At 68.6% G+C, this 13,120-nt stretch carries 11 protein-coding genes; 8 read left to right on the plus strand and 3 right to left on the minus strand.

Annotation, left to right across the window (positions count from 1 at the left end; genetic code table 11):
• Positions 1-81: 81 nt before the first annotated feature.
• The 7 genes from ACFC1J_RS04360 (at position 82) to ACFC1J_RS04390 (ending at position 8,771) form a co-directional block, all read left to right on the plus strand.
• On the plus strand, positions 82-1,452 hold the full coding sequence (locus ACFC1J_RS04360) for an ABC transporter substrate-binding protein (protein WP_375902853.1): 1,371 nt from the start codon (positions 82-84) through the stop codon (positions 1,450-1,452).
• 83 nt (positions 1,453-1,535) lie between these two features.
• A complete protein-coding gene (locus ACFC1J_RS04365; protein WP_375902855.1) occupies positions 1,536-2,462 on the plus strand; it encodes a carbohydrate ABC transporter permease in 927 nt (308 codons plus the stop codon).
• Complete coding sequence (locus ACFC1J_RS04370; protein WP_375902857.1) at positions 2,462-3,373, plus strand: carbohydrate ABC transporter permease; 912 nt, start codon at positions 2,462-2,464, stop codon at positions 3,371-3,373. The genes ACFC1J_RS04365 and ACFC1J_RS04370 overlap by 1 nt, the downstream gene beginning before the upstream one ends.
• 29 nt (positions 3,374-3,402) lie before the next feature.
• A complete protein-coding gene (locus tag ACFC1J_RS04375; RefSeq protein WP_375902859.1) occupies positions 3,403-4,506 on the plus strand; it encodes a DUF4185 domain-containing protein in 1,104 nt (367 codons plus the stop codon).
• 148 nt (positions 4,507-4,654) lie between these two features.
• Positions 4,655-6,388 carry an ABC transporter transmembrane domain-containing protein gene (locus tag ACFC1J_RS04380; RefSeq protein WP_375902861.1) on the plus strand — a complete coding sequence of 578 codons (1,734 nt, stop codon included), beginning with the start codon at positions 4,655-4,657 and terminating at the stop codon, positions 6,386-6,388.
• Positions 6,385-8,148, plus strand: a complete 1,764-nt coding sequence (locus tag ACFC1J_RS04385; RefSeq protein ID WP_375902862.1) for an ABC transporter ATP-binding protein — start codon at positions 6,385-6,387, stop codon at positions 8,146-8,148. The genes ACFC1J_RS04380 and ACFC1J_RS04385 overlap by 4 nt, the downstream gene beginning before the upstream one ends.
• 191 nt (positions 8,149-8,339) lie before the next feature.
• The gene (locus ACFC1J_RS04390; RefSeq protein WP_375902864.1) at positions 8,340-8,771 is read left to right on the plus strand and encodes a DoxX family protein; all 432 of its coding nucleotides are present in this window, start codon (positions 8,340-8,342) and stop codon (positions 8,769-8,771) included.
• A 117-nt stretch (positions 8,772-8,888) separates the two neighbouring features.
• Here the strand turns inward: ACFC1J_RS04390 and ACFC1J_RS04395 are convergent, their stop codons facing one another.
• Together ACFC1J_RS04395 and ACFC1J_RS04400 are read right to left on the minus strand one after the other, a co-directional pair.
• Positions 8,889-10,424 carry a DUF4185 domain-containing protein gene (locus tag ACFC1J_RS04395; RefSeq protein WP_375902866.1) on the minus strand — a complete coding sequence of 512 codons (1,536 nt, stop codon included), beginning with the start codon at positions 10,422-10,424 and terminating at the stop codon, positions 8,889-8,891.
• A 50-nt stretch (positions 10,425-10,474) separates the two neighbouring features.
• Positions 10,475-11,602: a glycoside hydrolase family 172 protein gene (locus ACFC1J_RS04400; protein WP_375902868.1), complete on the minus strand. Its 1,128-nt coding sequence runs from the start codon at positions 11,600-11,602 to the stop codon at positions 10,475-10,477.
• A 142-nt stretch (positions 11,603-11,744) separates the two neighbouring features.
• Here ACFC1J_RS04400 and ACFC1J_RS04405 point away from each other — a divergent pair, with 142 nt between their 5' ends.
• Positions 11,745-12,725, plus strand: coding sequence for a LacI family DNA-binding transcriptional regulator (locus ACFC1J_RS04405; RefSeq protein ID WP_375902870.1), 981 nt, complete (start codon positions 11,745-11,747; stop codon positions 12,723-12,725).
• An 8-nt stretch (positions 12,726-12,733) separates the two neighbouring features.
• On the opposite strand, the gene ACFC1J_RS04410 is transcribed toward ACFC1J_RS04405, so the two are convergent.
• Positions 12,734-13,009 carry a hypothetical protein gene (locus ACFC1J_RS04410; protein WP_375902871.1) on the minus strand — a complete coding sequence of 92 codons (276 nt, stop codon included), beginning with the start codon at positions 13,007-13,009 and terminating at the stop codon, positions 12,734-12,736.
• Between the last annotated feature and the right edge of the window lie 111 nt (positions 13,010-13,120).

Below are 13,120 nucleotides of genomic sequence, written 5' to 3' on the forward strand. Positions count from 1 at the left end.
TCAGCGCGACCGCGGACCCGGCCCCCTGTGCCGGACCCAGCACCGAATCGACGAGGAAGTCGTGTTCCCGAGGAGGAACCCATGAAGACGGACACACAGCGCACGCGCCGGGTGGTGATGGCCGCACTGGGCGGCATCACGGCGGTTGGACTGCTCGCAGGCTGCGGCTCGAGCACTCCTGGCCAGTCTGCCGGAGGCGGAGGGGACTCGAGTGGCAAGACCACGATCGAGTTCTGGCACCGCACGTTCACCCCGCCGGAGAACGCCTGGTACAAGGACATCGTCAAGAAGTTCAACGCCTCGCAGGACAAGATCGTCGTCAAGGACACCGAGATCCCCGCCGACGCCTGGGACCAGAAGATGAAGGCCGCCCAGGCCGCGGGTAAGGCCCCCGACATCTACACGCACTCCGGCAGCATCCAGGACGCCGTGAACGCGGGGCAGCTGTACGACCTCGGTAAGGTCGTCGACAAATCCAAGCTCGGCGAGATCATCGACTCCGCGAAGTCGGTGTCCGAGATCGGCGGAACCTACTACGCGTATCCGCTCCTGCAGGAGGCCCAGACGGTGCTGTTCTGGAACAAGGACATGCTCTCCAAAGCGGGCGTGGACACCGACAAGGCTCCGGCCACGTGGGACGACCTGCTCGCCGACTGCGCGAAGATCCAGCCGACGCTCGCCCAGGGCCAGTACTGCATCTCGCCCGCATCCGACGCCATCACCTTCGCCTGGTCGACCGTCGGCCAGCAGTACAACTTCGCCGGGCACACCGCGCTGACGGACGACTGGAAGTCGCCGGACATCGACAACGCCGGGTACCGCGACCTGATGTCGAAGTACAAGGAGCTGTGGGACAAGGGCTACATGCCCAAGCAGGCGCTCGCCGCCTACGTCGAGGGCAAGGACTTCGGCCAGAAGAAGGTCGCCTTCAAGGTCTCCGGCTCGTGGATGATGTCCGAGATCGGATCCGACTACCCCGACCTGCTCGCCAAGACCGGGATCGGCGCCTTCCCGAACGCCTCGAACGCCGACGGTCGCACCGCCACCACGCTCGGCAACTTCAAATGGGTCATCGACGCGAAGACCAAGAACGCCGAGGACGCGGGGAAGTTCCTGGAGTGGTCGCTCGCCGGCGATCCGCAGAACCTCGTGCCCTTCTTCGTGAACACGCAGTTCACCAAGGTTCCGGTGCGCAAGACGGTGCAGGACGCCGTCGCCAAGGACGAGGCCGCGGCCAAGGCGCCGTGGTCGAGCGTCATCACGAACGACATCGCACCGGACGCGATCTCCGAGCCCACCTACCCGTGGGACGTCTCGCTCGCGGTCGGCACCGCGATGGAGTCGGTGATGAAGGGCGCAGCCTCGCCGGATGACGCGATCAACACGGCGAATGCCGCGATCCAGAAGGTCATCCAGTCGCAGGACCTGCCCGGCAAGGCTCCCAAGAAGTGAGCACGGCGCGGTCGGGGACCGCTGCGCGGCCGTCCCCGACCGCGCAGCCCGCGCCCAGCACCTCAGAACGACGGGGAGAGACGATGGCCACCGAAGCGATCGACGACAGGCACACGGCCAAGAGCCGGCACGCCAAGTACCGGAGTCGCGACACGAAGCTCGCCTACCTGATGCTCGCGCCCGTGGTGATCCTGCTCGGCGTCTTCGTCGCGTGGCCGGCGGTGTACGCGGGGTTCCTGTCGTTCCAGGACTGGAGCTTCTACAAGGATCCACAGTTCGTCGGCGGGAAGAACTACGCCGACGTCCTGACGGACCCGCTGTTCGTCGCCACGATCGGCCGCGGCTTCCTGTTCGTCCTGCTGACGGTGCCCCCGATGCTCGTGCTCGCGTTCCTGTTCGCGAGCCTCGTGGTGACCCTGTCCCGCCGGCTGGCGACCATCCTCAAGGTCAGCATCTACATCCCCACGATCATCTCCGGCGTCATCGCCTCCATCATCTTCGTGGTGATCTACGCGTACGACGGCGGGATCCTGAACGCCGTGCTCGCCGCCTTCCACATCGACCCGGTGTCCTGGATCGGGGATCCGGCCTGGGCGCTGCTCTCCGTCGCCGTGCCGGCGGTCTGGCTCGGCATGGGCCTGACCTCGCTCATCATGGTCGCCGCGATGGTCGACATCCCGACGGAGTACTACGAGGCGGCCGCGATGGAGGGCGCGGGATGGTGGCAGAAGACCTTCTACATCACGATGCCGCAGATGAAGAACGTGTTCCTGTACCTGCTCATCACGGGCTTCGTGGCCGCCATCCAGCAGTTCGAGCTGCCCCTCGTGATGACCCAGGGCGGTCCGCTGGACTCGACCACCCTGCCGAACCTGTTCATCTTCAACCACTTCCGCAACGACGTGAACGTGGGCTACTCGATCGCCGCGGCGCTGCTGCTGTTCGTGGTGCTGGGATCCGTGTCGGCCCTCGTGTTCAAGTTCATCAACTCCGAGAGGCTGGTCGACTGATGAGCGCGACGCGCCAGAGCACCGTGCCCGAGACCACCCGGATCGTCCTGGACGGCAAGGATCACCGTCGGCTCGCGATGCCGCACGGCCTCGGCGGCTGGGCCGCGCTCGTCGGCAAGGGCGTGGTGGGCCTGATCTTCCTGCTCGCCGCACTGTTCCCGCTCGCGTGGATGGTGATCGCCGGCTTCAAGGCGAAGACCGAGGTGCTGAGCACGCCCTTCCAGTTCTTCCCCGAGGTGTGGCACTGGGAGAACTACGGGCAGATCCTGGGCGACGAGACGTTCCTGCGCACGCTCGGCTGGACCTTCCTCGGGGCGATCCTGTTCACGGTGCTCAGCCTCACCGTGAACTCGTTCGCCGCATATGCGTTCGCCCGGCTCGAGTTCCGGTTCCAGCGGACGCTCTGGGTCGCCGTCATCACGACCATGTTCATCCCGGGGATGACGATCCTGCTCACGAGCTTCATCGTGGTGACGAAGCTCGCGATGCTCGACACGCTCGCGGTGCTCGTGCTCCCGGGCGCCGCCAGTGCTGCCTCGGTGTTCTTCATCCGGCAGTTCTACCTGAACATCCCGGCGAGCCTCGAGGAGGCCGCGATGCTCGACGGCTGCGGACGGTTCGGGATCTTCGTGCGCATCTTCCTGCCGCTGTCCAAGCCGCCGTTCGTCGTGATGGGGATCACCGCGTTCCTCGCGTACTGGAACTCCTACGTGTGGCCGATCATGACGATCACGTCACCGGAGAAGTTCGTGCTGCAGCAGTATCTCGCCGAGTTCCGCACCGGGCGCGGCTCGAGCGAGCTCGGCCTGCTCATGGCCGGATCCGTGCTCGCCGCGGCGCCGGTCGTGATCCTGTTCCTGATCTTCCAGCGTCAGATCATCGGCAACATCAAGATGGCTGGGCTCAAGTAGCCGGCCGCGTTCTCGAAGGGGAGAAGGCCATGTCCGAAGAAGTGATCCGTCCCGCCCACGGGCTGACCCGCCGAGGTCTGCTGCAGGGAGCGCTCGCGGCAGGGGCCGCGCTCGGCGTCTCCGCGCTGGGTGCGAGCCCCGCGGCAGCCGCCGGGCTCACCGTCACCCGGATGAACGTGCTCGCCGGCACCCAGGCCGGTGTCCAGTACGGGATCGGCGCGACCGATCTCGGGATCCCCGCCCGCACCCCGGACGGGCGGCTGCTCTTCGTGTTCGGGGACACCTGGGCCGATGCGGTGGGCGGTACGAACTGGCGCTCCCCGGTCGCGCTGTACTCCTCGACGGCGAACCTCGTCTCCGGGATCGTGTTCGACGGGGCGGCGGGCGCGGGCGCGAACACGCAGGTCACGGCGCCGCAGCTCTGGTACTACCCGCACGACGCGTACTACGAGACCGTGATCCCCTCCGACGTCATCACGATCGGCTCACGGATGTACCTGCACGCGATCGTGAACGGGCCGACCTTCGGCGCGGTGCGCTGGACGGAGCTGTGGCAGTCCGACGACTCCGGGGCGAGCTGGCAGCACACGGGATTGAAATTCCCGGCCGACATGGCCGACGGGCGCTTCCAGTGCATCACCTGGGGGCAGGGCAACGACGGCTACGTCTACATCTACGGCACCGGCTTCCAGCGAGACAAGGGCATCGTGCTCTACCGGGTGCCGCAGAACAGCATGACCTCCCTGTCGGCGTACCAGCCCTGGGGCTTCGCGAACGGCGCCTGGGGCTGGGGGAACCCGGCCACGGAGGTGCTGCCGGGCAAGTTCGGCGAGATGTGCCTGCGGCCGCTCGGCGGCAAGTGGATCCTGACGTGGTTCAACGCCGACGCCTACCGGATCGACGCGATGATCGTGAACACGCCGACCGACAACCTCTACACGGCCGCCAAGACCACGTTGCTGTGGGGCGGTGACTGGGGTGCGGAGGACGCGACCCATGTCGCTCAGCTCTACGGCGGGTACATCCTGCCCGGTTCGACGCTGTCGGACCTGCACCTGAGTGTGAGCCAGTGGAACACGGGGAACAACAGCGTCTATCACGTCGAGCAGTTCCGGATCCAGGGTCTCGCCTGAATCGGTGATATCGATTTCGCACGAAAGCGGCTAGGGTGGCGACATGCGCCGTTGAGCAGAGCCTCCACGGATCCTCGTGATCCTCCCGACCGCCGTGCCGTGTGCACGCGGTCGATGACTCTGTTCCCGCTGCGAGAGGAGACGGGCGATGATCGCCCTTCCCGAGAAGTACGTTCCGCCGCCGGCCCGCGTGACCCCGGTGGGGTTCCTCGCCTGGCTCATCCGCATGCAGTGGACGACCGTGCTGCAGGGCGTCGTGTGCGATGTGATCTGGCTGCTCGGTCTCGCCCTCACGCCCTGGGCGATCGGTCGGGCGGTCGACGAGGGGCTCGTCGCGGGGGACTACGGCGCCTTCCTGCGCTGGCTGGGTGTCGTGGTGTGGCTGCAGCTGCAGCACTCCCTGATCCAGGGACTCAGGGACAGGGCGGGATCCATCAACTTCGCCCGCGCCTATTCCCGGCTCGAGATGGTGCTCGCGCGATCGACCTCGCGCGTGACGATCGCCGCGGAGCAGGCGCTGGCCCCGGGCGCGGTCGTCACGATGGCGGCGGAGTCGTGGAGCGCCACGTTCCTTCCGATCAACGTGGGATCCATCACCTCCGCGCTTGTGGCGTTCGTCACGGTGTCGGTGCTGCTGCTGCGGGATTCCGTGATGCTGGGTCTCTTCGTGATCGTGGGCGTGCCGCTGTTCTCCGCTGCGTCGTTCCTGCTGGTGCGCACACTCAACGCTCGCAGCGAGATCGCGTGGGGTGCGCGAGAGGCGATGAACGCGGTCGCGCTGGACAGCGTGAAGGGCCTGCGCGTGCTCCGCGGTGTCGGCGGAGAGCAGCGCTTCCTCGGGCGCTACCGCGAGCGCTCCGCCGAACTCCGCGTCGCGGGGATCCGCCTCGCTCTGCCGCGAGCGGCGGCGGAAGCGCTGAACCTGCTCATCCCCGGACTCTTCGTCGCGGGGCTGACCTGGGTCGGAGCGGTCCTCGTGAGCCAGGGGCAGCTGCAGGTGGGCGCGCTCGTCGCCTTCTACGGCTACGCGGGCTTCCTGGTGCTGCCGGTCGCCCTCATCAACCAGGCGATGACGGTCGCGGTCGACGCTCGGGTGGCTGCGAGACGCATCGTCGGACTGCTCGCTCTGCAGCCGCTCTGGACGGACGGAACGGGATCGGGGAGTGCACCCGAGCCGGCGGCGGAAGGATGCGATCTGCTGCGCGACGACGTCACAGGGCTCGTCGTGCGCGAGGGGGAGCTCTTGGGCGTTGTGGTCTCCGAGGGCGGCAGCGCGCGGGCACTGGTCGACCGCGTCGGCCGTCTCCTTCCGGATGACGGGGAGGCATCCGTCCTGCTGCGCGGTCGTCGCCTTGAGGACTGGGACATCGCCGCGGTGCGGGAGCGGATCGTCGTGTCGGACCCTGTGCCGTTCCTCTTCAGCGGCACGCTGCGCGAGGTGCTCGATCCCTGGGGCCGCCATGGCGACGACGCCGTCCTCGCCGCCGTCGCAGCGGTGGACGCCTCCGACATCGTGAAGTCGGTCCCCGGTGGCCTCGACGTGCTGGTCGGCGAACGGGGCGTCGAGTTCTCGGGCGGTCAGCGCCAGCGACTCGGCGCGGCGCGCGCCCTTCTCGCCGAGCCCGAGCTGCTGGTGATGCACGATCCCACCTCGTCGGTGGACGCTCCGACGGAGGAGCGGATGTCATCGGGGATCCGTTCGCATCGTCGAGGGCGCAGCACGATGATCGTGACGACGAGCCCGCTCGTGCTCGCCCTCGCCGCGCGCGTCGTGCTCATCGTCGGCGACCGCATCGTCGCGGACGGCACGCACTCGGGTCTGCTCGAGAGCCACCCGGAGTACCGCGCACTCGTGATGCGCGCCGAGGGGGTGGAACGATGAGCGGCTCCGCTCTGCCGACGGCCGGACGCCGGCACGTGTACGCCGCGTTGCGCGCCATCTGGCGCGGGCGGCGGGCGGCGTTCATCGCGGTGATCGCCCTGTTCGCCGTGGCGGCGGTGGCCGGGCTCGCCCCGCCGCGGCTGATGGGACTGCTCATCGATCGTCTGACGGCGGGCGCAGACGCGGGTGAGCTGGCGCTCTACTGCGGCGGGATGCTGGGCTGCGCGCTCGCGCAGGGCATCCTCGTGCTGAGCGCGAGCAGGCTGGCCTACGTCGCGGGCGAGCATGTCTTCGCTCAGCTGCGGGAGGAGTTCCTGGCGAACGCGCTCGCCCTGCCGATCGGCGTGCTCGAGAGGGGCGGCACCGGGGACCTCGTCGCGCGCACGACGCAGGACATCTCCGCGGTGTCGGACACCGTTCGTCGCGCGCTTCCGGAGTCGCTGATCGCGGGGATCACGGTGATCCTCACGCTGGCCGCCGCCGTGCTGACCTCTCCGATGATCGCCCCGGTCTACCTGCTCAGCGTGCCGATCCTCGTGCCGGTCATGCGCTGGTTCATCCGCCGGGCCGGCGGTGTCTACGAGAGACTTGGCGCGAGCTGGGGTCCGATCTTCGCCTCGATCAATGAGACGGCGACGGGAGCGCGGACGGTGGAGGCTCTGGGGATCGCCGAGGCGCGGGACCGTTCGATGCAGGTGGCGCTCGCGGACATCGGCATCGCCTGGTACGCGCGGATCCGGCTGCGTCAGGTGATGCTGCCCTGGACGAACCTCGCCTTCGCGATCCCGGTCTTCGCGTCACTGGCCTGGGGCGGCTGGCTCGCTTCACAGGGCCAGGTCTCCATCGGCACGGTCGTGAGCGTCACCCTCTTCGCGTCCGCGCTGGTCGCGCCGCTCGAGGCGCTGATCGGCTGGACCGATGAGCTGCAGAAGGGCTTCGTCTCGTTCGCGCGGATCCTCGGAGTCGGTGAGGCCGGTGCCGAGCTCACGGATTCCTCGGCCGTGCCGTCGACGAAGGACGTCGAGCTGCGCGACGTGCGCTTCGCCTATCGCGAAGGGCACGACGTCGTGCACGGCGTGACGCTGCAGGTGATCCCGGGAGAGCGACTCACCCTCGTGGGTCCCTCCGGAGCGGGGAAGTCGACCCTCGCACGTCTCTTCGCGGGGATCGACGCGCCGACCGGCGGACGTGTGCTCATCGGGGGCGTGGATGCGGGCACGATCGGGCTGGATCGCCGGCGTCGCGAGATCATGCTGGTGTCGCAGGAGAGTCACATCTTCGCCACGACGATCCTGGAGAACGTGCGGCTCGCGCGGGGCGGCGCCGACGAGGGCGAGGTCCGCGATGCGCTCCGCACCATGGGGGCGCTCGAGTGGGTCGACGCCCTCGATGACGGCTGGGACACCCCGGTCGGCTCCGGTGGACATCCGCTCACCGGCGCGCAGGAGCAGCAGCTGGCGCTCGCGCGCGTGCTGCTCGCGGATCCGCACACGATCATCCTGGACGAGGCGACGAGCGCGATGGATCCGACCGCGGCGCGCGATCTCGAGGCCGCGCTGGCGGCGACCATGCAGGGGCGCACGGTGATCGCGATCGCGCACCGCCTGTACACGGCGTACGACGCCGACCGGATCGCAGTCGTGGACGACGGGCGGATCGTGGAACTCGGATCCCACGACGAACTGGTCGAAGCGGGCGGGGTCTACGCGCGTCTCTGGGCGCTCTGGCGCAATGACGGCGCCCGCTCCGACAGTCGCTGACGTGTCGGTGGGACACCAGGCTCGCGAGCCGGCAGCGGATGGTGAGTCGAACGGCGCGGATACGGCCCGTGTGCCGAATATCCGCCTCGCGTTCAGAAACATGACAGGCGCGGCTCCGTAGCGTGGAAGACCGGGGCGGACGCCCCGAGCCGCGCTCGCCGCGGTGTCCTGCCACGAAGGAGCTGTCCGGAATGACGAACACCACGAAGCCCGCCGCCTCTCTCGGACTCCTGGTCCTGCGCCTCGTGCTGGGCGGCGTCTTCGCCGCGCACGGCGCGCAGAAGGTCTTCGAGTTCACCCTGCCCGGCACCGTGCAGGCTTTCGCGGGCATGGGCGCCCCGCTGCCGGAGATCGCCGGACCCGTGATCGCGTTCCTCGAACTCGTCGGCGGGATCCTGCTCATCGCCGGCCTGTTCACGCGTCCGGTCGGCGTGCTGCTGGCCGCGGACATGGTGGGCGCCATCGTGCTCGTGCACCTGGGCAACGGCATCTGGGTCGGCGACGGCGGCTGGGAGTTCGCGGCCGTGCTCGGCGCCGGCGCGCTGGCCCTCGCCTTCACTGGCGCCGGCCGGTACGGGCTGGACCGGGCCGTGCTGCGCGGACCCGTGCGCGCTCTGGCCTGAGCCCGGGTCAGCCTCCGCGACGGATGCACGATCGCGACACGGATGCACGACGGATTCGGTGATCGCGTCGTGCATCCGTGCCCGCGTCGTGCGTGTGAACCGCTGAAGTGCGCGCCCTCAGGGCACTCGCACGAGAGCGACGTCGTCCATCTGCATCCAGATGTCGCCGCTGTTCGTCCATACTCCGCCGTAGAGCTGCACCTGATCGCGGTCCCCGGAGTCGAACGTCACCGTGAAGCGCGTCCACGCGCCCACCGAGACGAAGTGCGCCTCCGAGATCACGGCGCCGTCGACCGTGCGCGCGCCGAAGTAGCCGTTGTCGCTGTTCACCGAGGTGCGGAGGAATCCGGTCAGCTGATATCTCGTGTGCGGCTGCACCGCCACGTCCTGCCAGATGTCGCGCCATCCGTCGTTGTCACGGACGAAGACGCGGTGATCACCCGTGAAGCCTGCGGCGGGGGCGTCGTCGATGCCGGAGTTCGGCTTCGCCGCCCAGGTGCCGTTCGTGCCGTCGCCCAGCGCCGTCGCGCGCTCGAAGCTCGGATCCGACACGAGGTTGGGATCGACGATCGTGCCGCTGCGGTCGATGCGCAGGTGCATCAGATAGACGTTGTACGGGTTCCACTGCGACATCGTGAAGTAGATCTCGCCGTTCTTGCTCCACGGGTGGAAGTAGCCGCCGTACAGCGCGGGGTAGTCCGTCGAGCTCGCCACGGTCTGCGCGGGGGACCAGGGGCCCTCGGGGCTGGTCGCGGTGCGCAGGATGATGTCCTCGCCCGAGAGCGTCATCATCAGGAACCGCTTGCTGTAGTCGTCCCACTGCACAGACATCTCGCTCATCGGCGCGTCGAGCACGGGCTTCGCGGCGGACTCGTCCTTGCTCCACGACGAGCCGTCCCAGTACCGGTACGAGCCCTTGTCGAGCAGCTTCTGCGCGGGCACCTTCGCGACCGAGGCCGGGCCGTTGCGCCCGTTCTGCGTGCCGAAGACGTAGATCGTGCCGCCCTTCTGCGCGTAGGCCTGCATCTGGAACGGGTCGCGGCCGTCGGGGTTGTCCCAGCGCGTGTCGGAGACGGTCCAGGTCTCGCCGTCGTCGTCGGAGTAGGCGATGCCGGCGTGATTCGTGTCCCACATGCCGGGCGGTCCCCACTGGCGCACCGACATGAAGCCGAGGTACTGGCGACCGCCGACCGAGATGCCGCTTGTGGGGATCACCGTGATCTCGTCGCCGTTGATCTTCTTCGAGGGGATGATCTGCTTCGCGATGCCCTGCGGATCCTGTGCGGCGTGATCGAAGAGCATGCCGTCGGCGAGGTCCGCGTCGCTCGAGCGCAGCAGCACGTTGCTGCGCCAGTCGCCGTTCGGCGGCGCGCCGCCGCCCGGCCCTGTCCATGAGTTGCCGAACGTGTCGCCGAACGCGGTGAGGACGTGACCGGATCCGTCGTCCCACATGATCCCGAGGTCGGTGGCCTTCACGTCCCAGCGGCCCCAGGTGTTGTTCGGCGCATCCGGTCCGGTGAGCTTCTCGACCACGGTGGCCGGCGTCGTCGCGGTCGTGGCGACGGCCGGCGGAGGCGCAGCCGCGGCCGCGAAGGCGACGACGGCGAGGGAGGCGATCGCGGCGCCGGCCGTGATCTTCGTCAGGGGCTTCATCGCCCTCTCCTTTCATGGCGTCGCCGGGCGACCATCGCCCACGACGGCTTTCAATCGCGCGGTGCGCGCGGCGGAGTGGATCCCAGGTCCGGCACCGGGGCCGTTCCTAGGTGCACCTCCATGTCGTCGGCGCTGGGCGCCTTCGGGCGGCGGGCCGTCGGCCGGTCCAGGTAGAACATCGCGGTGGAGGCGATGTCGTCGCGGAGCGGAAGGTAGCGCCAGCCGCTGCGCCACCCGAGCGCCTGGATGTCGACCTTCGGGATCCCGGTCGAGAAGTGGATCGGGTCCGCGAGGTGCCAGCGGTACATGCCGAAGCGCTGCTGCGAGACGTAGAGTCCGTCGGGACGGATCACCTGGGGCATGCCCAGATACGGCGTCGAGAACGCGGTGTAGCCCTGGCCAGGGATGTCGAAGTTCCAGGCGCCGCCGAAGTAGTCCTCTGTCCCGGTGCCGCAGATCGTCGGGTAGTCGGTGTCGTCGTCGAGGTAGAACTTGATCTCGCCCTCGCCCCACCATCCGTTGGAGTTCACGCCCCACGCGATGTAGGTCCCGACGTACTGGCCCTGTCCCTCGATCCCCTCCAGGATCGTGTGCGGCACGAGCTCTTCGAGCGGGTCGGAGCGGCGCCACTGCGCGTGGAAGTAGCCGTCGCGGGAGTAGTCGCCGCCCACCTCGTAGGTCACCTGGTAATAGACCCGCACATCGAGGGCCGAGGTGTTCTCGATCGTCAGGCGGGCGCCGTCGCGGAACGGCATGGGCCAGTAGGAGTTGAAACCGCCGTGCGGGTTCGCGGCGATCACCTGCGAGTCCACCTGCGCGAAGACGCCCCAGCCGTTGCAGAAGAAGTCGCCGTAGGGCACCTCGACCGCGGGCTCCGACGCGCCGTCCCAGTATGCGCGGAGGATGAGCGTGCGCCAGTTGTCGGTGTGCGTGGTGATCCAGATGTGGGTGATCTTGCCGGCGCCCTCGATCGCGGCGAGATCGAAGGTCTCGCCGGCCTTGATGTCGACGCTCGGCGAGATCTTCCAGCCGGGCCCGAGGTCGCGTGCGCAGTCCGCACCGGTCCCCTCCGTCGCCCGTCCGCCGCCGCCGACGGCGCCGTCGAAGTTCTCCGGTGAGATGGACCGGGTCTGCACGGTCCGCAGGGCGGACAGGGACGACAGGTCGGGAAGAGTCATGGCGGGTGCACATCCTCGTGTCTGTGGGGCGGATCCGCGCGCGGGTCGTGGCAGCGCGTGCGGCCACCCTACCGATTCCCCTCGACTGTTGCAATCGATTTCATCGCGGTAGTGTGTCCTGACGGACAACGGAGGGGGCGAGATGGCGACCATCTATGACGTGGCGCGGCTCGCGGGGGTGTCCCCGGCGACGGTGTCGCGCGTGTTCAACGGCGCCGGCGTCTCGGACGAGAAGGTCACGGCCGTGCGACAGGCAGCCGCGCAGCTGAAGTTCTTCCCGAACCGCACGGCCCGCACCCTGCGCAGGCAGAGCTCCGAGGTGATCGCCCTGGTGATCCCCGACATCGAGAACCCCTATTTCACCGAGATGGCGCGCGGCGTCGAGGACGTCGCCTCCGAGGCCGGCTTCTCCGTGGTGCTGTGCAACTCCGACGCGCAGGTCGAGAAGGAGCAGACCTACCTGCGGATCGCGATCGCCGAGCACATGTCCGGCGTGATCCTCGCGGCGGCGTCCGACCGCACCAGCCTCGACGAGATCATGGCGGCGGGACGCCCCGTCGTCGCCGTCGACCGCGGCACCGGCTACGACATCGACGGCGTCGTGATGGCGAACCGCGACGCGGGGCGCAGCGCGACCGAGCAGCTGATCGAGGCGGGATACACCCGCATCGCGCACATCGCGGGGCCCGAGCATATCGAGACCGCGGTCGAACGCGCGGACGGATGGCGGATGGCCCTTGCGGCGCACGGTCTTCCGGTGGATCCCGGCCTCCTGCGGTTCTCCTCCTTCCGGGTGGACGGCGGCCGCGAGGCCATGGAGGAGCTGCTCGCCCTGCCCGAACCCCCGGACGCCGTGGTCGCGGGCAACAACCTCATCGGCGTCGGGGCGATCCAGGTGCTCACCGAGCACGGCCTGACTCCGCCGGCCATGGGTGTCGCGGTCGTGGGCTCGCTGCCCTTCACGACCCTGTCGCCGAGCGTGGTCACCGTGGTGCGCCTTCCCGCGCGCCACATGGGTGTGACCGCGGCGCGCATGCTGCTGGACCGGATCGGCGGCGACGACCAGCCCGCGCGCACGATCGTGCTCCGCAACGAGATCCAGGCCGCGACCGTCTCGCGCTGAGCGCGGATTCAGGAGCGCCAGAAGCGTTCGGCGAGTGCCGCCACATCCTTGTCGAGGGCGGAGACCTTGACGTCCATGGCGTCGAAGCGGGCGTTCATCTCGTTTCGAAGCCCCGCGATCCTGCCTTCCATGGCTTCGAACTTGCCGTCGAACCTGCCCTCGAGGCGCCCGATCTCGGACCGGATCACGCGGGTGAGCATCGTCGTCGTGAGCATCATTCCGCCGAGCATGATCGCCGCGAAGACCCCGATCAGGGTCCACACCTGCGGTTCGGTCATGTCCATGCCTCCATTCTCTTCGGTTCCGCCGAACCTGTCATCCCCGCGTGGCGAATGGATCGGTTTCACGGAATCGGTGGAAAGTCGCTGGTGAACTCGATCTGTGCGGAGTGATTG

Source organism: Microbacterium sp. NPDC056052, from assembly GCF_042266785.1.
Classification (GTDB): Bacteria; Actinomycetota; Actinomycetes; order Actinomycetales; family Microbacteriaceae; genus Microbacterium.

Coding starts and splice junctions, on each gene's coding strand:
- ACFC1J_RS04400 (WP_375902868.1), bottom strand. CDS start 11,602: ATGACTCTTCCCGACCTGTCGTCCCTGTCCGCCCTGCGGACCGTGCAG.
- ACFC1J_RS04370 (WP_375902857.1), top strand. CDS start 2,462: ATGAGCGCGACGCGCCAGAGCACCGTGCCCGAGACCACCCGGATCGTC.
- ACFC1J_RS04380 (WP_375902861.1), top strand. CDS start 4,655: ATGATCGCCCTTCCCGAGAAGTACGTTCCGCCGCCGGCCCGCGTGACC.
- ACFC1J_RS04365 (WP_375902855.1), top strand. CDS start 1,536: ATGGCCACCGAAGCGATCGACGACAGGCACACGGCCAAGAGCCGGCAC.
- ACFC1J_RS04395 (WP_375902866.1), bottom strand. CDS start 10,424: ATGAAGCCCCTGACGAAGATCACGGCCGGCGCCGCGATCGCCTCCCTC.
- ACFC1J_RS04390 (WP_375902864.1), top strand. CDS start 8,340: ATGACGAACACCACGAAGCCCGCCGCCTCTCTCGGACTCCTGGTCCTG.
- ACFC1J_RS04385 (WP_375902862.1), top strand. CDS start 6,385: ATGAGCGGCTCCGCTCTGCCGACGGCCGGACGCCGGCACGTGTACGCC.
- ACFC1J_RS04375 (WP_375902859.1), top strand. CDS start 3,403: ATGTCCGAAGAAGTGATCCGTCCCGCCCACGGGCTGACCCGCCGAGGT.
- ACFC1J_RS04360 (WP_375902853.1), top strand. CDS start 82: ATGAAGACGGACACACAGCGCACGCGCCGGGTGGTGATGGCCGCACTG.
- ACFC1J_RS04410 (WP_375902871.1), bottom strand. CDS start 13,009: ATGGACATGACCGAACCGCAGGTGTGGACCCTGATCGGGGTCTTCGCG.
- ACFC1J_RS04405 (WP_375902870.1), top strand. CDS start 11,745: ATGGCGACCATCTATGACGTGGCGCGGCTCGCGGGGGTGTCCCCGGCG.